Source organism: Streptomyces sp. (assembly GCF_031181705.1).
Taxonomy (GTDB): domain Bacteria; phylum Actinomycetota; class Actinomycetes; order Streptomycetales; family Streptomycetaceae; genus Streptomyces.
Window position 1 is genome coordinate 1 of sequence record NZ_JAPSKN010000094.1, and the last position, 22,540, is coordinate 22,540.

The following is a 22,540-nucleotide window of genomic DNA, read 5'->3' on the forward strand; positions in this document are numbered from 1 at the left end:
CGGTGCCTGTACGGCGCCCGGCGTCGGCCGGGGGCTCGGTCGGGGTGCGGAGTACGCGTCCGTCGAGGGCTCCCGAGCACGGGGTCCGCCTGGACCAGGACTCGGTGCCGGTGCCGAGCACGGCGTCCGCCGGGACGGTGAGACGGGAAGGGCCGTCAGTGCCGGCCGGGTCCGCCGGGGACACCTCGCACACCGGCCAGGCGCCGCCGGAGGTTCGTCGTCGCGTGGCGCAGGGCCATGGGCCTACGGCCGTGGGCCAGACGCCGCCGGACATCTGCCGCTGCCCGGCTCACGGCGACGGGCTTTGGGCCATGGGGCATGCGTAGCCCGAGGCGTACCGCGCTGCGGCTCAGGACCGTGGCGGGACCGGCCGGGACGCGCACGGTACTGGCGTCGACCGCGACGACCGGGACCGGCGAGAACGCCATGCGCAGGACCCGCGGGAGCGCCGCGCGGAAGACCGGCGGGAGCGCCGCGCGGAAGACCGGCGGAAGCGCCGCGCGGAGATTCGCGCCAGGGGCCGTGCGGCTGATGAGCGTGCGTATACCCATGCCCGCATCCTTGCGACGGCCGGGGAGCGGGGCGCCTTCTCGGCGGCCACGCGAGTGACGGGCCGGTGAGGCCGGAGGCGGGGCTCCGGGACAGGTACCCCAGGGGATCGAGGGCGGCGGCCCCGCCGAGGCCGGCCCTCGATCCCCTGGCACCGTCGCTAGTGCGCCGCCGACTCCCAGTCCGGTCCCGCGCCCACCGAGACGCCCAGCGGCACACGGAGCCGCACCGCGTTCGCCATCTCGCGGCGGACCAGTTCCTCCGCGGCCGGCCGCTCGCCGGGGGCGACTTCGAGGACGATCTCGTCGTGCACCTGGAGGAGCATGCGGGAAGACAGACCCGCCTCCTTCAGCGCGCTGTCCACCTTGAGCATGGCGATCTTGACGATGTCGGCCGCCGTGCCCTGGATCGGCGCGTTCAGGGCCATCCGCTCGGCGGCCTCGCGGCGCTGGCGGTTGTCGCTGTTGAGGTCGGGCAGGTAGCGCCGGCGTCCGAAGAGCGTGGCCGTGTAGCCCGTCGCCCGGGCCTCGTCGACCGCCCGGCGCAGATAGTCCCGCACGCCGCCGAACCGCTCGAAGTACGCGTCCATCAGGGCGCGGGCCTCCGCCGCCTCGATGTTCAGCTGCTGGGAGAGGCCGAAGGCGGACAGTCCGTAGGCCAGGCCGTACGACATGGCCTTGATCTTGCGGCGCATCTCGGCGTCCACCGCGTCCGGCTCCACCGCGAAGACCTGGGCGGCGGCCGTGGTGTGCAGGTCCTCGCCGGAGGTGAACGCCTCGATCAGGCCCTCGTCCTCGGAAAGGTGGGCCATCACGCGCAGCTCGATCTGGCTGTAGTCGGCCGTCATCAGCGACTCGAAGCCCTCGCCGACGACGAAGCCGCGGCGGATGGCGCGGCCCTCGTCGGTGCGGACCGGGATGTTCTGGAGGTTCGGGTCCGTCGAGGAGAGGCGGCCGGTGGCGGCGACCGTCTGGTTGAACGTGGTGTGGATCCGGCCGTCCGCGGCGATGGTCTTGATCAGGCCCTCGACGGTGACACGGAGCTTGGCCTGCTCGCGGTGGCGGAGCATGATCACCGGCAGTTCGTTGTCGGTCTGGCCGGCCAGCCAGGCCAGTGCGTCCGCGTCCGTGGTGTAGCCGGTCTTGGTGCGCTTGGTCTTGGGCAGGGCCAGCTCACCGAAGAGGACCTCCTGGAGCTGCTTGGGCGAGCCCAGGTTGAACTCGTGGCCCGCCGCCGCGTGGGCCTCCTTCACCGCCTGCTGGACGGCGCCGGCGAACATCTGCTCCATGGCCTCCAGGTGGGACCGGTCGGCCGCGATGCCGTGCCGCTCCATGCGGGCGAGCAGCGCGGACGTGGGCAACTCCATGTCGCGCAGCAGGTCCGCGGCGCCGACCTCCTCCAGGCGGCTCTCGAAGGCCTGGCCCAGGTCGAGGACGGTACGGGCCTGGATCATCAGGGCCTCGGCCTCGGCGGCGTCGTCCGCGCCGAAGGCGAGCTGGCCGTCGGCCGTGGCGGCGGGGGCGAGCTCGCGGTGCAGGTACTCCAGGGACAGCGCGTCCAGGTCGAAGGAGCGGCGGCCCGGCTTGACCAGGTAGGCCGCGAGCGCGGTGTCCATGGTGATGCCCTCGACGCTCCAGCCGTGCTCGGCGAAGACGCGCATGGCGCCCTTGGCGTCGTGGAGGACCTTGGGCCGCCCGGGGTCGGCGAGCCAGGCCGCGAAGGCCGTCTCGTCGGCCTCGTCCAGCTGCGAGGGGTCGAACCAGGCGGCCGGTCCGCCGGACGCGGCCAGGGCGACCTCGGCGACGGAGCCGGTGCCGAGCGCCCAGGTGTCCACCGTGGCGACGCCGAGGGGCCCGGTGGCGTGCTCGGCGAGCCAGGCGGTCAGCTCGCCGGTGGAGAGCACCGTGCCGTCCAGCTGCACGCCCTCCGTGCTGATCGGGGTGGTCTCGGCCTCCTCCGCGCCGGGGTCGACGGCGAAGAGCCGCTCGCGCAGCGAGGGGTTGCGGATCTCCAGGGTGTCCAGGACCGTCGCGACGGCCTTGCGGTCGTACGGGGCCCGCTCCAGCTCCCGGACTCCCTTGGGGAGCTCGACCCGGCGCTCCAGCTCGGTGAGGCGGCGGTTGAGCTTGACCGCTTCGAGGTGGTCGCGGAGGTTCTGCCCGGCCTTGCCCTTGACCTCGTCCACGCGCTCGACGAGCTCGGCGAAGGAACCGAACTGGTTGATCCACTTCGCGGCGGTCTTCTCACCGACGCCGGGGATGCCGGGGAGGTTGTCGGAGGGGTCGCCGCGCAGGGCCGCGAAGTCGGGGTACTGCGCGGGCGTCAACCCGTACTTCTCGAAGACCTTCTCCGGGGTGAAGCGGGTCAGCTCGGAGACGCCCTTGGTCGGGTACAGGACGGTCGTGTGCTCGCTGACCAGCTGGAACGAGTCCCGGTCGCCGGTGACGATCAGCACCTCGAAGCCCTCGGCCTCGGCCTGCGTGGCGAGCGTGGCGATGACGTCGTCCGCCTCGAAGCCGTCCACGGCGAAGCGGGCGGCGCCCATCGCGTCGAGGAGCTCGCAGATCAGCTCGACCTGGCCCTTGAACTCGTCGGGGGTCTTGGAGCGGTTCGCCTTGTACTCCGTGAACTCCTGGGAGCGCCAGGTCTTGCGGGAGACGTCGAAGGCGACCGCGAAGTGCGTGGGCGCCTCGTCGCGCAGCGTGTTCGCCAGCATCGACGCGAAGCCGTAGATCGCGTTCGTCGGCTGGCCCGTCGCGGTGGTGAAGTTCTCCGCGGGCAGCGCGAAGAACGCGCGGTAGGCCAGCGAGTGCCCGTCCATGAGCATCAGTCGCGGACGGCTGCCGCCGGAGGTCGTGTCGGTCGTCTTCGATGCTGTCTCTGCCACGCCCCCGATCCTGCCACGCCCCACTGACACTCGGCCCCGCCCCCGGCCCCGCCGAGCCGGGCGGTGCCGTGCCGGGCCGACGACGCCGAGGCCCGGCTCCGCACCCGACCGCCCTCACGCCGACCGCCCTCCCCGACCGCCCTCACCCCGTGTCACCGCCGCGTGCGAGGATCGGAGACGTACCTCACAGCGCAGTCGAAGGGGAGCGTGCGATGGCGTCGAAGCCGCCCAAGAGTGATCCGGTCCAGGACGCGCCCCAGGTCGCCGGGCCGCAGCACGCGGCAGCGGGGCTCCCCGCGGTCGGGCACACCCTGCGCGTCGCCCAGCGGCAGATGGGCGTCAGGCGCACGGCGCTGACGCTGCTGAGCGTGAACCAGAAGGACGGTTTCGACTGCCCGGGCTGCGCGTGGCCGGAGCCGGAGCACCGGCACAGGGCGGAGTTCTGCGAGAACGGCGCGAAGGCGGTCGCGGAGGAGGCCACGCTGCGCCGGGTCACGCCGGAGTTCTTCGCCGCCCACCCGGTCGCCGACCTGGCCGGCCGCAGCGGTTACTGGCTCGGCCAGCAGGGCCGCCTCACCCACCCCATGTACCTCCCGGAGGGCGGCACGCACTACGAGCCGGTCACCTGGGAGCGCGCCTTCGACATCATCGGCGAGGAGATCGCCGCCCTCGGCTCCCCCGACGAGGCCGTCTTCTACACCTCGGGCCGCACCAGCAACGAGGCCGCGTTCCTGTACCAGCTCTTCGCCCGCGAGCTCGGCACGAACAACCTGCCCGACTGCTCGAACATGTGCCACGAGTCGTCCGGCTCGGCCCTGTCGGAGACCATCGGCATCGGCAAGGGCAGCGTCCTGCTGGAGGACCTGTACAAGGCGGATCTGATCATCGTCGCCGGCCAGAACCCCGGCACGAACCACCCGCGGATGCTCTCCGCCCTGGAGAGGGCCAAGGCCAACGGGGCGCGGATCATCAGCGTCAACCCGCTGCCCGAGGCGGGCCTGGAGCGCTTCAAGAACCCGCAGACCCCGCAGGGCATGCTCAGGGGCGCCGCGCTCACGGACCTGTTCCTGCAGATCCGCATCGGCGGCGACCAGGCGCTGTTCCGCCTCCTGAACAAGCTGGTCCTGGAGCGGGAGGGCGCGGTCGACGAGGCGTTCGTGCGGGAGCACACGCACGGCTTCGAGGAGTTCGCCGAGGCCGCCCGCGCCGCCGACTGGGACGAGACGCTCACGGCGACGGGTCTGACCCGGGAGGACATCGACAAGGCCCTCGCCCTGGTCCTCGCCTCCGAACGGACCATCGTGTGCTGGGCGATGGGCCTGACCCAGCACAAGCACTCCGTGCCGACGATCCGCGAGATCGTCAACTTCCTGCTGCTGCGCGGCAACATCGGCCGCCCGGGCGCGGGCGTGTGCCCGGTGCGCGGGCATTCGAACGTGCAGGGCGACCGCACGATGGGCATCTTCGAACGCCCCGCCCCGGCGTTCCTGGACGCGCTGGAGCGGGAGTTCGGCTTCGCGCCCCCGCGCGAGCACGGCTACGACGTCGTACGGGCGATCCGCGCGCTGCGCGACGGAGAGGCGAAGGTCTTCTTCGCGATGGGCGGGAACTTCGTCTCGGCGTCGCCCGACACGCAGGTCACGGAGGCGGCCGTGCGACGGGCGCGGCTGACCGTGCACGTGTCGACGAAGCTGAACCGCTCGCACGTGGTCACGGGCGCGCGGGCGCTGATCCTGCCGACGCTCGGCCGCACGGAGCGCGATGTGCAGGGCAGCGGCGAGCAGTTCGTGACGGTCGAGGACTCGATGGGCATGGTGCACGCCTCCCGGGGCCGCCTGGAGCCCGCGAGTGGGCACCTGCTGTCGGAGCCGGCCATCGTGTGCCGCCTGGCCCGCCGGGTGCTGGGCGAGAACAGCCGCACGCCGTGGGAGGAGTTCGAGAAGGACTACGCGACGATCCGGGACCGCATCGCGCGCGTGATCCCCGGGTTCGAGGACTTCAACGCGCGCGTGACGGGTTCGGCCGGCCGCCCCGGAGGTTTCGCGCTGCCCCACGCCCCGCGTGACGAGCGCCGCTTCCCGACGGCCACCGGCAAGGCCAACTTCACCGCCGCTCCCGTGGAGTACCCGGAACTGCCCGAGGGCCGCCTGCTGCTGCAGACGCTGCGCTCGCACGACCAGTACAACACCACGATCTACGGCTTGGACGACCGCTACCGGGGCATCCGGGGCGGCCGCCGGGTGGTGCTGGTCAACCCCGAGGACGCGCGGGCCCTGAAGCTGGCGGACGGGGCGTACGTGGACCTGGTCGGCGAGTGGAAGGACGGCGTGGAGCGCAGGGCGCCGGGCTTCCGGGTCGTGCACTACCCGACGGCACGGGGCTGTGCGGCCGCCTACTACCCGGAGACCAACGTGCTGGTGCCGCTGGACGCCACGGCGGACACCAGCAACACCCCGGCCAGCAAGTCGGTCGTGGTGCGTCTGGAACAATCGGCGACCGACTGAGCGTTCGCTCAGGCACAGAGGCAGCCGCAGCGATCAGGACGAACGGAGCCGGGCCCCATGGGTGAGCAGCAGCATGTGAAGTTCCCGCAAGAGGTCATCGACGAGTACGCCGCGCTCGGTGTGGACCTCCCGGCCCTGTTCTCCGCGGGCCACCTCGGCACCCGGATGGGCGTCCAGATCGTCGAGGCATCGGCGGAGCGGGTCGTCGGGACGATGCCGGTGGAGGGCAACACCCAGCCCTACGGGCTGCTGCACGGCGGGGCCTCCGCGGTGCTGGCCGAGACGCTCGGCTCGGTCGGCTCGATGCTGCACGGCGGCAGCTCCAAGATCGCCGTGGGCGTCGACCTGAACTGCACGCATCACCGCGGGGCCCGCTCCGGCGTGGTCACCGGCGTGGCCACCCCCGTGCACCGGGGCCGCACGACCGCCACCTACGAGATCGTCATCACGGACGAGAACGACAAGCGGGTGTGCACGGCCCGGCTGACCTGTCTGCTGCGCGACGTGAAGCCGGGCGACGAGGAGTTCGTCCGCTCCGCGGGCTGACCGACGTAGGGAAAACCCTGGAGGGGCGGCCGTGCTCTTGTCGCGGCCGCCGCCCGGGCGCTTCACTGACGCTCCACCCCCACAGGAGAAGGCCCGCCCCACCCCCAGAAGGGTTTCTCTTGAGCTCCGTACGTGCCATCGCCGTCATCGCCGCGGCCAGCGCCGCCGTGCTCGCCACCGCGCTGCCGTCCTCCGCCATCAACTCCTACAACGCCACGCCCGCCCCCGAACGCACCGAGGTCGGCGCGCTCGTGGCCACCTGGGACGACGACGGCGACCCGGCGACACCCGACCGGGTCGACTGGGTCTGCTCCGGCACCATGATCGACCGGGACACCTTCCTGACCGCCGCGCACTGCACCACCGACTGGCCCGACAACGTGCGCTTCTTCGTGTCCCTGGACCAGGACGTGCAGGCGGGGCTCGACGCGGCGGCGAAGAAGTACCCCGGCGACCCCGCCGCGCAGGCCGCCGCCGTCGCCGTCCCGGGCACCGCCCACTCGCACCCCGACTACCCGGGGCCCGCGTCCGACACCCACGACATCTCGGTGATCCAGCTGTCCGCCGCCGCCGTGACGGCCCGCTGGAGCTTCACCCCGGCCGTCCTGCCCACCGCCGACCAGCTCGGCAGGCTCGGGCCGCAGGGCCTGAGCGCCACCGACTGGGTCGTCGCCGGATACGGCACCCAGGAGGCCGTCAACGGCCCCGGCGGGCACACCCACCCCGGCGGCGGCGTCCGCATGAAGGCGCCCGTCACCTTCAACGCCCTCAACGACTCCTGGGCCCGCCTCGCGATGACCGCGCCGCAGGGCAACGGAGGCGCCTGCTACGGCGACTCGGGCGGCCCCAACTTCGCGACGCTGGGCGGCAAGCGGGTCCTCGCCGCCACCACCATCACCGGTGACACGCCCTGCTACGCGACCAATGTGACGTACCGTCTGGACACCCCCGGCGCCCGCGCGTTCCTCGCGCCCTTCACACAGCTGCCGTAGCCGACACCGGCCGCACGACCGCCGAACGCCCCGCCGCACCGGGTCCGACCCCGAAGCGGCGGGGCGTTCCGTCTCCCCCCTTCCCCGCGTCCACGGGAGTGGGAAAAAAGCCGTTTTCGTTGGTACGGCGATCGGCGATCTCGCCGCCCCCCCATTTTCTCTACGTAACGCTCCGTAACGCACACGCAATACAACACCACCATTTCCCCCTCCGGCCGCGTCCGCTTCCGGAGCCTTTCCGATCTTGTCCGCGCGGCCGGCGGCCCGGGCGGCACACGATCTCAGCCACGGCCAACCGGAAGTGCGCGTTCTCAGAATGCGGACTTCGGCGAAAAACCACCAAACCCGCTGAGAGGGTCCATCACCGAGAGCGGACATCCACCCCGTCATAACAAGAAAGTCACAAGCGAGCCCGCACCACTGACCCTGCCCTTACCCCGGGCTTAGAGTCACGGCCAGTCACCGCTCCACATCGGGAGTTCGGTACCAGCGCGGCACTCACCCCCCGACCAGGGCGGGGCCTGCCTGTGAAAGGACTGATTGTGCGACAGCGTTCCTTGGTGATTCTTACCTCCGTTCTCACGACCGGAGCTCTGACTCTCACCGCCTGCGGTTCCCGAGACGACAGCGGTGACAAGGGCGGAGACGGCGGGAGCAGCACGACACTGACCATCGGCGTCGACGCCCCCCTCTCCGGTGAGAACTCCACCACCGGCCTCGGCATCCAGTACGGCGCCCAGATAGCCGTCGACGACGCCAACAAGAACAACTGGGTCCCGGGCGTGAAGTTCAAGCTCAGGGCCCTGGACGACAAGGCGCAGCCCGCGACGGGCCAGTCCAACGCCACCAACATCGTCGGCGACAAGACGGCCGTCGGCGCCGTCGGCCCGCTGAACTCCGGCGTCGCCCAGACGATGCAGCAGGTCTTCGCCTCGGCCAACATGGTCCAGATCTCCCCGGCGAACACCAACCCGGAGCTGACCCAGGGCAAGAACTGGCAGACGGACAAGAAGCGCCCCTTCAAGACCTACTTCCGCACCGCCACCACCGACGAGCTGCAGGGCAGCTTCGCCGCCGGCTACGCGTTCAACGGCCTCAAGAAGAAGAAGGCCTTCGTCGTCGACGACAAGCAGACCTACGGCGCCGGCCTCGCGAAGATCTTCGCCGAGCAGTACAAGAAGCTCGGCGGCAAGGTCGTCGGCACCGACCACGTCAACACCGGCGACAAGGACTTCGGCTCCCTCGTCACCAAGATCAAGAACTCCGGCGCCGACCTGCTCTACTACGGCGGCCAGTACGACGAGTCCGCGCTGATCACCAAGCAGCTCAAGGACGCCGGCGTCAAGATCCCGCTGTTCGGCGGCGACGGCATGTTCGCCTCCACCTACATCGAGGCCGCCGGCAAGTCCTCCGAGGGTGACCTCGCCACGGCGATCGGTGTCCCCGCCGACACCCTGCCCGCCGCCAAGCAGTTCATCCAGACCTACAAGGACAAGGGCTACAAGGGTGACTACGGCGCCTACGGTGCCTACGCCTACGACGCCACCACCGCCATCATCAAGGCCGTGAAGGCCGCGGCCGACGCCAACGGCGGCAAGGTGCCCAGCGACATCAACGACCTGCGCTCCAAGGTCGTCGACGGTGTCCAGAAGTCCGACTTCGAGGGCCTCACCGGCAAGATCGCCTTCGACCAGTACGGCGACACCACCAACAAGCAGCTGACGGTGTACCAGGTCGAGAAGGGCGCCTGGAAGGCCGTCGAGACCGGCACCGCCGACCTGCAGTAATCCCGGCCCCCCATAGCCGCACCACGGGCCGCGCGGGAGGACGACCCCGACCGCGCGGCCCGTTTTCACACCCCCCCACAGCACGCGACCACGCACGCATCCAGTGCACACGACCACCAGCGACATGGAGGCCATGCGGTGAACACCCTGCCGCAGCAGCTGGCCAACGGGCTGCTTCTCGGCTCGATGTACGGGCTGATCGCCATCGGCTACACGATGGTGTACGGCATCGTCCAGCTCATCAACTTCGCGCACGGCGAGATCTTCATGACCGGGGCGTTCGGCGCCCTCACGGTCTACTTCTACATCCTGCCCGACGGCACCTCGATGGCTCTCGCCGTACCCCTGATGCTCCTCGGCGGCGCCCTCGTGGCCATCCTCATCGCCGTCGGAGCGGAACGGTTCGCCTACCGGCCCCTGCGCGGAGCACCACGCCTGGCACCGCTCATCACGGCCATCGGCCTCTCCCTGGCCCTCCAGGAGGTCGTGCGCAACTTCTACCCCGGCGCCGACCGCGCCCGCGCCTTCCCGGGCCTCGACGCCACCCACGAGATCGGCTCCGTCACCATCAAGGACGCCGACATCTTCCTCATCCTCGCCGCCGTGATCTGCATGGCCGCCCTCGCCTTCTTCGTGCGCCGCAGCCGCACCGGCCGCGCCATGCAGGCCACCGCGCAGGACCCCGACACCGCGCAGCTGATGGGCATCGACACCAACCGCATCATCGTCATCGCCTTCGCCATCGGCGGCTTCTTCGCCGCCGTCGCCGCCGTCGCCTACGGACTCAAGTACGGCAACGTCGACTACCGCATGGGCTTCCTGATGGGCCTCAAGGCCTTCACCGCGGCCGTCCTCGGCGGCATCGGCAACATCTACGGCGCCATGCTCGGCGGCATCGTCCTCGGCATCGCCGAGACCCTCGCCTCCGCCTACATCGACGAGATCCCCGGCATGCAGCAGCTCGGCGGCCAGAGCTGGGCGAACGTGTGGGCCTTCTGCCTCCTCATCCTCGTGCTCCTCTTCAGGCCACAGGGCCTGCTCGGCGAGCGCGTCGCGGACAGGGCGTGATCACATGACCGAGACGACCAAGACCCCCGCCCCGGACGCCACTCCCGCGCCGCCCGCCCCGCACGGCCTCATACCCCTGCCCCTGGCGGCCGCCCGCGCCCTGCTCCTCGGCGGCGGCATCGCCACCGCGGCCTCCGCCTTCCTCGCCTGGACCTGGACCTCCGAGTTCCCCGGCGACCTCACCATCAACGGCTACCCCGGCGGCCTGCAGTGGCTCACCTTCACCGCCGGGCTCCTCACCACGCTGTACGCGCTCGCCGCGTACGGCATCCGCGGCCTCGGCTGGCTGCTGCCCGCCCGGAACAACGCGCCGCTCGTCCTCACCGCGCTCGGCGGCTTCACCGTCACCTGGTTCACCGTCATCGCCATCAGCGCCGAGCTCGGCGGTGTCGTCAACCTCGAACCCGGCGGCTGGATCGCGGCCGTCGCCTCCCTGCTGCCCGTCCTCGGCGCCTTCGCCCTCCCGCAGGAGCACGCCGGCGACGGCACCAAGGAAGCCCTCAAGGCCTACGTCGCCAAGCCCGAGCGGATCACCGCCCCCCAGGCCGTCGCACCCTGGGTGCAGCGAGCCGTCATCACGGTCGTCACGATCATCGGCCTCGGCGTCTTCACCTACGGCATCGACACCGAGTACGGCGAACTCTTCGTCGGCTACCTCTTCGTCGTCGTCTTCGCCATCTGGGCACTGCACACCGCCGGCCTCCTCGACCGCTTCTCCGCGCTCGTCGCCGCCAACCGCAGCTTCACCCTCGCCATGGGCTTCGCCGCCGCGATCGCCTTCCCCTTCACCCAGACCGACGACCACTACGCCAACATCGGCGTCAACATCCTGATCTTCGGGACCGTGGCCCTCGGCCTGAACATCGTCGTCGGCCTCGCCGGACTCCTCGACCTCGGATACGTCGCCTTCCTCGGCGTCGGCGCCTACACCGCCGCCCTCGTCTCCGGCTCCGAGTTCTCCACCATCTCCGGCGTCCACCTGCCCTTCTGGGCCTCCGCCCTGGCCGGCGCCGCCGCCTCCCTGGTCTTCGGCGTCCTCATCGGCGCCCCGACCCTGCGGCTGCGCGGCGACTACCTCGCCATCGTCACCCTCGGCTTCGGAGAGATCTTCCGCATCGCCGTCAACAACATGGACGGCCAGTCCGGACCCGACGTCACCAACGGCCCCAACGGCATCCCCTCCATCCCCGACCTGAACCTCTTCGGGTTCGACTTCGGGCAGGCCCACGACATCGGCGGATTCACCCTCGGCCGGTTCGCCAACTACTACCTGCTGATGGTCCTGATCATGGCCATCGTGGTCCTCGTCTACACCCGCGCCGCCGACTCCCGCATCGGCCGCTCCTGGATCGCCATCCGCGAGGACGAGACCGCCGCCACCGCCATGGGCATCAACGGCTTCCGCGTCAAGCTCATCGCCTTCGCCCTCGGCGCCGCCCTCGCCGGCCTCGCCGGCACCGTCAGCGCCCACGTCACCTACAGCGTGGTCCCCACGCCCTACCAGTTCGCCGGCTCCACCCCGCCCAACTCCGCGTTCCTCCTGGCCGCGGTCGTCCTCGGCGGCATGGGCACCGTCGCCGGACCGCTCCTCGGCGCGGCCCTGCTCTACCTGCTCCCCGAGAAGCTCGTCTTCCTCCAGGAGAAGTCGCTCCTCGCCTTCGGCATCGCGCTCATCCTCCTGATGCGCTTCCGCCCCGAAGGCATCATCGCCAACCGCCGACGCCAGCTCGAATTCCACGAGACCGGCCAACTCGACGTACCAAAACAGACCACGCTGACCGACGAACCGGCCGTCACCAAGGCGGGGGCGTAACCATCATGACGACACCTGTACTCGAAGCCCGCGACGTCACGATGCGCTTCGGCGGCCTCACCGCCGTCCGCTCCGTCGACTTCACGGTCAACGCCGGCGAGATCGTCGGCCTCATCGGCCCCAACGGCGCCGGCAAGACCACCTTCTTCAACTGCCTCACCGGCCTGTACGTCCCCACCGAGGGCACCGTCTCCTACAAGGGCACCGTGCTCCCGCCCAAGCCCCACCTGGTCACCCAGGCCGGCATCGCCCGCACCTTCCAGAACATCCGCCTGTTCGCCAACATGACGGTCCTCGAGAACGTCCTCGTCGGCCGCCACACGCGGACCAAGGAAGGCCTCTGGTCCGCCCTCCTGCGCGGCCCCGGCTTCAAGAAGGCCGAGCGCGCCAGCGAGGAACGCGCCATGGAACTCCTGGAGTTCATCGGCCTCGCCCACAAGCGCGACCACCTCGCCCGCAACCTCCCCTACGGCGAGCAGCGCAAGCTGGAGATCGCCCGCGCCATGGCCTCCGAGCCCGGCCTGCTCCTCCTCGACGAGCCCACCGCCGGCATGAACCCGCAGGAGACCAGGGCCACCGAAGACCTCGTCTTCGCCATCCGCGACAAGGGCATCGCCGTCCTGCTCATCGAGCACGACATGCGCTTCGTCTTCAACCTCTCCGACCGCGTCGCCGTCCTCGTCCAGGGCGAGAAGCTCGTCGAGGGAACCGCCGACGTCGTCCAGGCCGACGAACGCGTCGTCGCCGCCTACCTCGGAGAGCCCTTCGAAGGCGACCCCGGCCAGGCCGAAGCCGCCGAGGTCGAGGCCGCCGAAGCCGCCGCGGAAGCGCCCAGCACCACCAGCAGCACCAAGGGAGAAGCCAAGTGACCGCACTCCTCGAAGTCGAGGACCTCCGGGTCTCCTACGGCAAGATCGAAGCCGTCAAGGGCATCTCCTTCAGCGTCGACGCCGGCCAGGTCGTCACCCTCATCGGCACCAACGGCGCCGGCAAGACGACCACCCTGCGCACCCTGTCGGGCCTGCTCAAGCCCACCGCCGGGAAGATCCTCTTCGACGGCGAACCCCTCAACGGGGTCCCCGCCCACAAGATCGTCTCCCTCGGCCTGGCCCACTCCCCAGAAGGCCGGCACATCTTCCCGCGCCTGACGATCTTCGAGAACCTCCAGCTCGGCGCCTTCCTCCGCAAGGACAAGGAAGGCATCGAAAAGGACATCCAGAAGGCGTACGACCTCTTCCCCATCCTCGGCGAACGCCGCAACCAGGCCGCCGGAACCCTCTCCGGCGGTGAGCAGCAGATGCTCGCCATGGGCCGCGCCCTGATGTCCCAGCCCAAGCTGCTCATGCTCGACGAGCCCTCCATGGGTCTTTCCCCGATCATGATGCAGAAGATCATGGCGACCATCTCGGAGCTGAAGTCCCAGGGCACGACCATCCTCCTGGTCGAGCAGAACGCCCAGGCGGCCCTGTCCCTCGCGGACCAGGGCCACGTCATGGAGGTCGGCAACATCGTCCTGTCCGGAACGGGCCAGGACCTGCTGCACGACGAGTCCGTGCGCAAGGCCTACCTCGGCGAGGACTGAGTCCCGGCCGTACACGAAAGCGGCCTGTCCCCTTCCGGGCGGAAGGGGACAGGCCGCTTTTTTCCGTGCTGCCGGATCAGCCCTTGCCGGCCTTCTTCTCCTCGGCGTCCTGGATGACCGCCTCCGCGACCTGCTGCATCGACATGCGGCGGTCCATCGACGTCTTCTGGATCCACCGGAACGCGGCCGGCTCGGTCAGCCCGTACTCCGTCTGCAGGATCGACTTCGCGCGGTCCACCAGCTTGCGCGTCTCCAAGCGGAGCGTGAGGTCGGCGACCTCCTTCTCCAGCTCCTTCAGCTCCGTGAAGCGGGAGACGGCCATCTCGATCGCCGGCACGACGTCGGTCTTGCTGAACGGCTTCACCAGGTAGGCCATCGCACCGGCGTCCCGGGCGCGCTCCACCAGGTCGCGCTGCGAGAAGGCGGTCAGCATCAGCACCGGCGCGATGCTCTCCTCGGCGATCTTCTCGGCCGCGGAGATACCGTCGAGCTTCGGCATCTTCACGTCCAGGATCACCAGGTCGGGGCGGTGCTCACGGGCCAGCTCCACGGCCTGCTCACCGTCACCGGCCTCACCGACGACGGTGTACCCCTCCTCCTCCAGCATCTCTTTGAGGTCGAGCCGGATCAGGGCCTCGTCCTCGGCGATGACGACCCGGGTCGTCATCGGAGGCACGTGCGACTTGTCCTCATCAGGCACGTCAACAGGCTGGGGCGACTCGGGGGCGCTCACGTGGGCTCCTTGGTACGGGGCAGGCCGGTACTGCTCCCAAGAGCGTACCTAGCTGCGGTATGGTGGTCGGGCAGTGGGTCCAGGTCAACCTTGGATTCACCGGGCCCCGGTAGCCCAATTGGCAGCAGGCAATGGATTCAAAACCCATACAGTGTCGGTTCGAGTCCGACCCGGGGCACTTTTCCTTGTATTCCAAGGTCACCAGATCGAAGCGGATGTCCACGTTCTCGTGAACATCCGCTTTTTGCCGCGTGTCGCCATGAGAGCACTTCCACAGTGCTCTCATGTACGACGTCAGCACACGCAAGCGAGCACTCGCGCTGGTGGCACAGGGCCGCAGCCTGAACTCGGTGAGCCGTGAGACGGGTATCTCGCGGGCCGCGATCCGCTCCTGGCAGGACCGCCTCGAGCCGCTGCCCCGGACTTCGCTTCCTGGCGCCGGACTCCCTGCCGACGAGTGCGCGTACGCCTACCTGCTGGGCCTGTATCTCGGTGACGGCTGCATCAGCGGCCACCCACGCGGCACGGGCTACTACCTGAGGATCGCGTGCGCCGATTCCTGGCCGGGTCTGATCGACGCCTGCGAGACCGCCATGCGCACCATCAGCCCGACCGGGCGGGCCTACCGCGTCCAGGCACAGGGATACGTCTCAGTGGTCGGCTACAGCAGGCACTGGCCGCACTTCTTCCCCCAGCACGGGCCGGGCAAGAAGCACGAACGTCCCATCGTCCTCGAACCCTGGCAGCAGGCCATCGTCGGCGCGCACCCCTGGGAGTTCATCCGGGGACTCGTCCACTCCGACGGCTGCCGGATCACCAACTGGACGATCCGGACGGTCGCCGGTGAGCACAAGCGCTACGAATATCCCCGGTACTTCTTCACCAACCTGTCGCCCGACATCATCCGCCTCTTCACCACAGCGCTCGACCAGGTGGGCGTCGAATGGAAGAGGGCGAACGCACGCAACATCTCCGTCGCCCGCAAAGCCTCCGTAGCCCTCATGGACGCCCACGTCGGGCCCAAGTACTGACCGTGGCCTACCTCGGGCTGTCGTCCTGGGCGATGTGGTGGACGCGGACCATGTTCGTCGAGCCCGGGACGCCGGGTGGGGAGCCTGCTGTGATGACGACCATGTCGCCCGGGCGGCAGCGGCCGTACTTGAGGAGCAGTTCGTCGACCTGGTGGACCATCGCGTCCGTGGAGTCCACGTACGGGCCGAGGAATGTCTCCACGCCCCACGTCAGGGCGAGCTGGGAGCGGGTCGCCTGGTCGGGGGTGAAGGCCAGCACCGGAATGGGCGAGCGGTAGCGGGAGAGGCGGCGGGCCGTGTCGCCGGACTGGGTGAAGGCGACCAGGAACGTCGCGCCCAGGAAGTCGCCCATCTCGGCGGCCGCGCGGGCCACCGCGCCGCCCTGGGTGCGGGGCTTGTTGTGTTCGGTCAGGGGCGGCAGGCCCTTGGCGAGGATGTCCTCCTCCGCCGCCTCGACGATGCGGGCCATCGTGCGGACCGTCTCGATGGGGTGCTTGCCGACGCTCGTCTCGCCGGACAGCATCACCGCGTCCGTGCCGTCGATGATCGCGTTGGCGACGTCGGAGGCCTCGGCGCGGGTCGGGCGGGCGTTGTCGATCATCGAGTCGAGCATCTGCGTGGCGACGATGACCGGTTTCGCGTTGCGCCTGGCCAGTTTGACCGCGCGCTTCTGGACGATCGGGACCTGCTCCAGCGGCATCTCGACGCCGAGGTCGCCGCGGGCGACCATGATGCCGTCGAAGGCGGCGACGATGTCGTCGATGTTCTCGACCGCCTGGGGTTTTTCGACCTTGGCGATGACGGGGAGGCGGCGGCCCTCCTCGTCCATGATGCGGTGGACGTCCTGGATGTCGCGGCCGCTGCGGACGAAGGACAGGGCGATGACGTCGAAGCCGGTGCGCAGGGCCCAGCGCAGGTCGTCCTCGTCCTTCTTGGACAGGGCGGGGACGGAGACGGCGACGCCGGGCAGGTTCAGGCCCTTGTGGTCGGAGATGACACCGCCCTCGACGACGGTGGTGTGGACGCGGGGGCCGTCGACCTCGGTGACTTCGAGGCAGACCCTGCCGTCGTCGACGAGGATGCGTTCGCCGGGGGTGACGTCCGCGGCGAGGCCGGCGTAGGTGGTGCCGCACCTGTGGCCGTCTCCTTCGACGCCGTCTTCGACGGTGATGGTGAAGGTGTCGCCGCGTTCAAGGAGTACGGGGCCTTCGGTGAAGCGGCCGAGGCGGATTTTCGGGCCTTGAAGGTCGGCGAGGAGTCCGACGCTGCGGCCGGTCTCGTCGGCGGCCTTGCGCACGCGGTGGTAGCGCTCCTCGTGTTCGGCGTGTCCGCCGTGGCTGAGGTTGAATCGGGCCACGTCCATTCCGGCGTCGACCAGGCCTTTGATCTGGTCGTACGAGTCGGTGGCGGGCCCAAGGGTGCAGACGATCTTCGCTCGGCGCATAGGTCCGAGCCTATGAGTTACCGACCGGTAGAGAATTGGCCGAGCGTGACCACTCAACAGACGTTGCGTGAAGCGTTATTGACAAGTGTTGAATTGCGCGGCGGGGCGCTCCGATGAGCACGCCCGGAAATTCGTTCGCGTATGCGGAATCTTTTTCTCCGCGGTGCTCACAGGCGCGGCGGCACCATCGTGAAGCGGGCGTTGATCTGCGCGTGGACGCGCTGGCGCTGGGGTTCGAGGTCGAGGGGGGCGGCCGGGGCGTCCTCGGCGGCACCGGCGAAGGCGGCGGAGCGCATCCGGCCGGGGGCCTGGGGGTAGGCGGGCGGACTGTTCTCGGCGCCGATGTCGGCGAGCTCGACCAGGGCGGCGAGGGTGGTGCCGAGGGCCTCGGCGTACTCGCGGGCGCGCTGGACGGCTTCCGTCACGGCCTTCTTGCGGGCCTCGCGGTGGGCGGGCGAGTCGGGGCGCAGGGCCCACCAGGGGCCGTCGACGCGGGTGAGGTCGAGGTCGGCGAGGCGGGTGGTGAGTTCGCCGAGGGCGGTGAAGTCGGTGAGCTCGGCGGTGACGTGGACGCTGCCGTGGTAGGTGCGTACGCGTTCGCCGCGGCCGTGCTTGGTGAGTTCGGGTGTGATGGAGAAGGCGCCGGTCTCCAGGCGTTCGACGGCGTCGCCGTAGGACTTGACCAGGTCGAGGACGCCGGCGTTGCGGCGGGTGAGGTCGTCGAGGGCGGAGCGGCGGTCCCGGCCGCGGGCGGCGACGGTGATGCCGATGCGGGCGATCTCCGGGTCGACTTCGAGACGGGCCTCGCCGCGCACGGCGATGCGCGGGGCGTCGGGCGTGCCGTAGGGGACGGCGGGCTCGGAGGCGTCTGCCGTGGGCGCGGTCATACGCCCCACTCTGTCATGGTGCGGCCGGCGGGCGGCGTGGAGTCGGCGGAACCGAGTCACCAGATCGCAATCTGGCGGGTCTGTTGCGGCCGGTCATGACCGGGTCAGAATCTACGCGCGTCGTTCACAGATTCCGCGAGGAGAGCCCGAGATGCCGTTGAACCGCCGGAAGTTCCTGGAGAAGTCCGCCGTGACCGGGGCGGGGGTGGCGCTGGCCGGTGCGGTCGCGGCGCCGGGCGCCGAGGCGGCCGAGGCGCGGGAGGGCTCGCGGGGGCGTGCGAAGCGGTACGCGTTCACCGTGATGGGGACGACGGACCTGCACGGCAACGTCTTCAACTGGGACTACTTCACGGACGCCGAGTTCGACGACAAGGCCCACAACGACGTCGGCCTGGCGAAGGTGTCCACGCTGGTGAACCAGGTCCGCGAGGAGAAGGGCCGCCGCAACACGCTGCTCATCGACGCGGGCGACACCATCCAGGGCACGCAGCTGTCGTACTACTACGCCAAGGTGGACCCGATCACCGCCGAGGGCGGGCCGGTGCACCCGATGGCGCAGGCGATGAACGCGATGGAGTACGACGCGGCGGCGCTCGGCAACCACGAGTTCAACTACGGCATCCCGGTGCTGCGCAAGTTCGAGCAGCAGTGCCGTTTCCCGCTGCTGGGCGCCAACGCGCTGGACGCCAAGACGCTGCGCCCGGCGTTCGCGCCGTACAGCATGCACCGGCTGCGCACGCCGTTCGGGCGGGACGTGAAGGTGGCGGTGCTGGGGCTGACCAACCCGGGCATCGCGATCTGGGACAAGGCGAACGTGCAGGGCAAGATGACGTTCCCGGGTCTGGAGGAGCAGGCGGCGAAGTGGGTGCCGAGGCTGCGGTCGATGGGCGCGGACGTCGTCATCGTCTCGGCGCACAGCGGCTCGTCGGGCACGTCGTCCTACGGTGACCAGCTGCCGTACATCGAGAACGCGGCCGGGCTGGTGGCCGAGCAGGTGCCGGGCATCGACGCGATCCTGGTCGGGCACGCGCACACGGAGATCCCCGAGTACTTCGTGACGAACGAGAAGACGGGCGAGCGGGTCGTGCTGTCGGAGCCGCTGAAGTGGGGGCAGCGGCTGACGCTGTTCGACTTCGAGCTGGTCTGGGAGAAGGGCTGCTGGAAGGTCGAGAAGGCCGGCGCGCGGGTCCTGAACTCCAACACCGTTCAGGAGGACCCGAAGATCGTGCGGCTGCTCTCGGACGAGCACGAGAAGGTCGTGGCGTACGTCAACCAGGTCATCGGCACGAACGCGGCGGAGATGACGTCGGCCGAGGCGCCGTACAAGGACGTGCCGATCATCGACCTGATCAACCACATCCAGGCGGACACGGTGAAGCAGGCGCTGGCGGGCACGGAGTACGCGGCGCTGCCGGTGCTGTCGCAGGCGGCGTGCTTCTCGCGCAGTGCCCGGATCCCGGCGGGCGAGGTGACGATCCGGGACGTGGCGGGCCTGTACGTGTTCGAGAACACGCTGGAGGCGCGTCTGATGACGGGCGCGCAGATGAAGGCGTACCTGGAGTTCTCGGCGGACTACTTCACGCAGACCGCGCCGGGCGAGCCGGTGGACCCGGCGAAGCTGACCAACGCGGGCGGGACGCCGGACTACAACTACGACGTGGTGAGCGGCCTGTCGTACGAGATCGACATCGCGAAGCCGGCCGGGTCGCGGGTGACGAACGTGCGGTTCGGGGGCCAGCCGCTGGCCGACGACGCGACGTTCGTGTTCGCGGTGAACAACTACCGGGCCAACGGCGGCGGGAACTTCCCGCATGTCGCCGCCGCGCCGCTGCTGTGGTCGAACTCGGACGAGATCCGCAACACCATGATCGCCTGGGTGAAGGCGAAGGGGTCGATCGATCCGGCCGAGTTCGCCGCGGTGGACTGGAAGCTCACGCGGAACGGCACGCCCGTGTTCTGAGCCGCGTCCTTCTCGGCTCCGTCGTCCTTCTCACCTCCGGTCGTCGACGAGCGGGGTCAGGGCCGGTGCCTCGCGGGGCGGCGGCACCTGCTGCCGCCGGGTGAGGCCGAAGGTGGTGAAGGCGGTGCGGCGCGGGAGTCCGTAGGCCTCCCCGCCCGTCAGGGAGTTGAGGATGATCGCGCCGCGCCAGGCGACGAGGCCCAGGTCGGGTGTGCCGACGCCGTGGGTGTGGGTCTCGGCGTTCTGGACGTACACCGAGCCGGAGACGGACGGGTCCAGGACGAGCCGGTGGTCCTCGTCGATGCGCGGCCGCTCCTGGCTGTCCCGGCGCATGTAGGGGTCGAGTCCGGCGAGGACGCGGTCGAGGGGGCGTTCGCGGTAGCCGGTGGCGAGGACGACGGCGTCGGTGGTGAGGCGGGAGCGGCTCGCCTGCCGGTCGTGTTCGAGGTGCAGTTCCACCTGGGTCGTGGCGATCCGTCCGGCGGTGCGGACGCGCACGCCGGGTGTGAGGACGGCGTCGGGCCAGCCGCCGTGCAGGGTGCGGCGGTAGAGCTCGTCGTGGATGGCGGCGACGGTGCCGGCGTCGATGCCCTTGTGGAGCTGCCACTGCCCGGCGAGGAGCCGGTCGCGGGCGGACTCGGGCAGGGCGTGGAAGTAGCGGGTGTGGTCGGGGGTGAAGTGCTCCAGGCCGAGCTTGGAGTACTCCATGGGGGCGAAGGCCTCGGTGCGGCCGAGCCAGTGGAGTCTCTCGCGCCCGGCGGGCCGGTTGCGGAGCAGGTCGAGGAAGATCTCGGCGCCGGACTGGCCGATGCCGACGACGGTGACGTGTTCGGCGGCGAGCAGGGCGGCGCGGTGGTCGAGGTAGTCGGCGGCGTGCACGACGGGCACGCCCGGGGCTTCGGTGAGGGGCTTGAGGGGTTCGGGGACGTAGGGCTCGGTGCCGATGCCGAGGACGACGTTGCGCGTGTACGTCCGGCCGAGGGCCTCCGCCTCGCCGTCGCTGTCGAGCTGGGTGAAGTCGACCTCGAACACGTCGCGTTCGGGGTTCCAGCGGACGGCGTCGACCTGGTGGCGGAAGCGCAGGTCCGGGAGGCTCTCGCAGACCCAGCGGCAGTAGGCGTCGTACTCGGCGCGGTGGATGTGGAAGCGCTCGGCGAAGTAGAAGGGGAAGAGGCGCTCGCGGGACCTGAGCCAGTTGAGGAAGGTCCAGGGGCTGGTGGGGTCCACGAGGGTGACCAGGTCGGCGAGGAACGGGACCTGGATGGTGGCGCCCTCGATGAGCAGGCCGGGGTGCCAGGCGAAGGCCGGGCGCTGCTCGTAGAAGACGGTGTCGAGGTCGCGCAGGGGCTGGGCGAGCGCCGCGAGGGAGAGGTTGGCGGGGCCGATGCCGATGCCGACGAGGTCGCGGGGGGCGTCGGGCTGCTGGTGCTCGGGGGATGCGGGGTTCATCAGGGGGTGTGTCCTTCCACGAGTGTCGCTCGGCTCTCTGCCACGAGGTGCAGCAGGGCGGCCAGGTCGTCGGGCCCGGTGGCGGGGTTGAGGAGGGTGGCCTTGAGCCAGAGCCGGCCGTCGAGGCGGGCCCGGCCGAGGACGGCTCGGCCGTCGGTGAGCAGCGCGCGGCGTACGGCGGCGACGGTGGCGTCGGGGGCGTCCGCGGGCCGGAACAGGACCGTGCTGATGACGGGCGGGGCGTGCAGTTCGAAGCCGGGGTGGGCGTGGACCAGGGCGGCGAACTCGCGGGCGCGGGCGCACACCTGGTCGACGAGGGTGCCGAGGCCGGCGCGGCCGAGGGTCTTGAGGGTGACGGCGAGTTTGAGGACGTCGGGGCGGCGGGTGGTGCGCAGGGAGCGGCCGAGCAGGTCCGGCAGTCCGGCCTCGGTGTCGTCGGTGGCGTTGAGGTAGTCGGCGCGGTGGCGCAGGGCGGTGAGGTCGTGGGCGTCGCGGACGGCGAGGAATCCGGCGGCGACCGGCTGCCAGCCGAGTTTGTGCAGGTCGAGGGTGACGGTGTCGGCGGCTTCGAGGCCGTTCAGCAGGCCGCGGTGCCGGGTGCTGAGGAGCAGGCCCGCGCCGTAGGCGGCGTCGATGTGCAGCCGGGCGCCGCGGGCCGCGCAGTGGGCGGCGATCTGGGGCAGCGGGTCGATGAGTCCGGCGTCGGTGGTGCCGGCGGTGGCGGCGACGAGCAGCGGCCCGGTCAGGCGGGTGAGGGTCTCGGCGAGTGCGGTGGGGTCGAGGGTGCCTGCCGGGGCGGGGAGGACGACGGGGTCGGGAAGTCCGAGCAGCCAGGCGGCGCGGGGCAGTGAGTGGTGGGCGTTGGCGCCGGTCACGAGCCGGACGGAGCCGCCGTACGCCTCGCGGGCGAGGAGGAGGGCGAGTTGGTTGGACTCGGTGCCGCCGGTGGTGACGACGGAGTCGGGGGTGACGGCGGAGCCGGAGGTGCCGGTGGAGCCGGAGGTGCCGGAGGTGCCGGCGGAGCCGGAGGTGCCGGCGGAGCCGGCGGAGCCGGAGGTGCCGGAGGTGCCGGCGGAGCCCGAGGTGCCGGCGGAGCCCGAGGTGCCGGCGGAGCCCGAGGTGCCGGCGGAGCCCGAGGTGCGGGCGGAGCCCGAGGTGCCGGTGGAGCCGGAGGTGCCGGCGGAGCCGGAGGTGCCGGCCGGGTCGGTGCCGTAGACCTCGGTGGCCGTGAGCCGCGTGACCATGGCCTCCAGTTCGGAGGCGGCCGGGGCCTGGTCCCAGGAGTCCAGGGAGGGGTTGAGGGCGGAG

The 22,540-nt window shown here is 70.6% G+C and carries 16 protein-coding genes and 1 tRNA gene; 11 read left to right on the plus strand and 6 right to left on the minus strand.

Translation table 11 applies throughout. From position 1 onward, the window contains the following. Positions 1–709: 709 nt before the first annotated feature. The gene (gene polA / locus RIN80_RS18335) at positions 710–3,436 is read right to left on the minus strand and encodes a DNA polymerase I (protein ID WP_309096682.1); all 2,727 of its coding nucleotides are present in this window, start codon (positions 3,434–3,436) and stop codon (positions 710–712) included. 212 nt (positions 3,437–3,648) lie between these two features. On the opposite strand from polA, the gene RIN80_RS18340 reads away from it, so the two are divergent. The 8 genes from RIN80_RS18340 to RIN80_RS18375 all read left to right on the plus strand — a co-directional run bounded on the left by RIN80_RS18340 (position 3,649) and on the right by RIN80_RS18375 (position 13,728). Further along, positions 3,649–5,940: an FdhF/YdeP family oxidoreductase gene (locus RIN80_RS18340; RefSeq protein WP_309096683.1), complete on the plus strand. Its 2,292-nt coding sequence runs from the start codon at positions 3,649–3,651 to the stop codon at positions 5,938–5,940. A 57-nt stretch (positions 5,941–5,997) separates the two neighbouring features. Then, complete coding sequence (locus RIN80_RS18345; RefSeq protein WP_309096684.1) at positions 5,998–6,486, plus strand: hotdog fold thioesterase; 489 nt, start codon at positions 5,998–6,000, stop codon at positions 6,484–6,486. Between the two features lie 119 nt (positions 6,487–6,605). Further along, positions 6,606–7,478 carry a trypsin-like serine protease gene (locus RIN80_RS18350; RefSeq protein ID WP_309096685.1) on the plus strand — a complete coding sequence of 291 codons (873 nt, stop codon included), beginning with the start codon at positions 6,606–6,608 and terminating at the stop codon, positions 7,476–7,478. Positions 7,479–8,035: 557 nt separating this feature from the next. Continuing rightward, complete coding sequence (locus RIN80_RS18355) at positions 8,036–9,265, plus strand: branched-chain amino acid ABC transporter substrate-binding protein (protein WP_309096697.1); 1,230 nt, start codon at positions 8,036–8,038, stop codon at positions 9,263–9,265. Positions 9,266–9,403: 138 nt separating this feature from the next. Further along, positions 9,404–10,333: a branched-chain amino acid ABC transporter permease gene (locus RIN80_RS18360; protein ID WP_309096686.1), complete on the plus strand. Its 930-nt coding sequence runs from the start codon at positions 9,404–9,406 to the stop codon at positions 10,331–10,333. Between the two features lie 4 nt (positions 10,334–10,337). Beyond that, a complete protein-coding gene (locus RIN80_RS18365) occupies positions 10,338–12,146 on the plus strand; it encodes a branched-chain amino acid ABC transporter permease (protein WP_309096687.1) in 1,809 nt (602 codons plus the stop codon). Positions 12,147–12,151: 5 nt separating this feature from the next. Further along, a complete protein-coding gene (locus RIN80_RS18370; RefSeq protein WP_309096688.1) occupies positions 12,152–13,015 on the plus strand; it encodes an ABC transporter ATP-binding protein in 864 nt (287 codons plus the stop codon). Next, the gene (locus RIN80_RS18375) at positions 13,012–13,728 is read left to right on the plus strand and encodes an ABC transporter ATP-binding protein (RefSeq protein WP_309096689.1); all 717 of its coding nucleotides are present in this window, start codon (positions 13,012–13,014) and stop codon (positions 13,726–13,728) included. The genes RIN80_RS18370 and RIN80_RS18375 overlap by 4 nt, the downstream gene beginning before the upstream one ends. Before the next feature lie 76 nt (positions 13,729–13,804). On the opposite strand, the gene RIN80_RS18380 is transcribed toward RIN80_RS18375, so the two are convergent. Next, complete coding sequence (locus RIN80_RS18380) at positions 13,805–14,461, minus strand: response regulator (protein ID WP_309096690.1); 657 nt, start codon at positions 14,459–14,461, stop codon at positions 13,805–13,807. Positions 14,462–14,564: 103 nt separating this feature from the next. Between RIN80_RS18380 and RIN80_RS18385 the strand changes: the two genes are divergently transcribed. Then, a tRNA-Leu gene (locus tag RIN80_RS18385) sits at positions 14,565–14,639 on the plus strand. Between the two features lie 106 nt (positions 14,640–14,745). Further along, positions 14,746–15,492, plus strand: a complete 747-nt coding sequence (locus RIN80_RS18390) for a helix-turn-helix domain-containing protein (RefSeq protein ID WP_309096691.1) — start codon at positions 14,746–14,748, stop codon at positions 15,490–15,492. Between the two features lie 7 nt (positions 15,493–15,499). On the opposite strand, the gene pyk is transcribed toward RIN80_RS18390, so the two are convergent. Together pyk and RIN80_RS18400 are read right to left on the minus strand one after the other, a co-directional pair. Beyond that, a complete protein-coding gene (gene pyk, locus RIN80_RS18395) occupies positions 15,500–16,936 on the minus strand; it encodes a pyruvate kinase (protein ID WP_309096692.1) in 1,437 nt (478 codons plus the stop codon). Between the two features lie 167 nt (positions 16,937–17,103). Beyond that, positions 17,104–17,823, minus strand: coding sequence for an SIMPL domain-containing protein (locus RIN80_RS18400; protein WP_309096693.1), 720 nt, complete (start codon positions 17,821–17,823; stop codon positions 17,104–17,106). Positions 17,824–17,974: 151 nt separating this feature from the next. Between RIN80_RS18400 and RIN80_RS18405 the strand changes: the two genes are divergently transcribed. Continuing rightward, positions 17,975–19,783 carry a 5'-nucleotidase C-terminal domain-containing protein gene (locus RIN80_RS18405; protein ID WP_309096694.1) on the plus strand — a complete coding sequence of 603 codons (1,809 nt, stop codon included), beginning with the start codon at positions 17,975–17,977 and terminating at the stop codon, positions 19,781–19,783. Between the two features lie 30 nt (positions 19,784–19,813). On the opposite strand, the gene RIN80_RS18410 is transcribed toward RIN80_RS18405, so the two are convergent. Both RIN80_RS18410 and RIN80_RS18415 read right to left on the minus strand, forming a co-directional pair. After that, positions 19,814–21,232, minus strand: a complete 1,419-nt coding sequence (locus RIN80_RS18410) for a SidA/IucD/PvdA family monooxygenase (RefSeq protein WP_309096695.1) — start codon at positions 21,230–21,232, stop codon at positions 19,814–19,816. Further along, the coding region (locus RIN80_RS18415) for an aminotransferase class V-fold PLP-dependent enzyme (protein ID WP_309096696.1) at positions 21,232–22,540 on the minus strand (1,309 nt) is incomplete at its 5' end. The genes RIN80_RS18415 and RIN80_RS18410, both read right to left, overlap by 1 nt.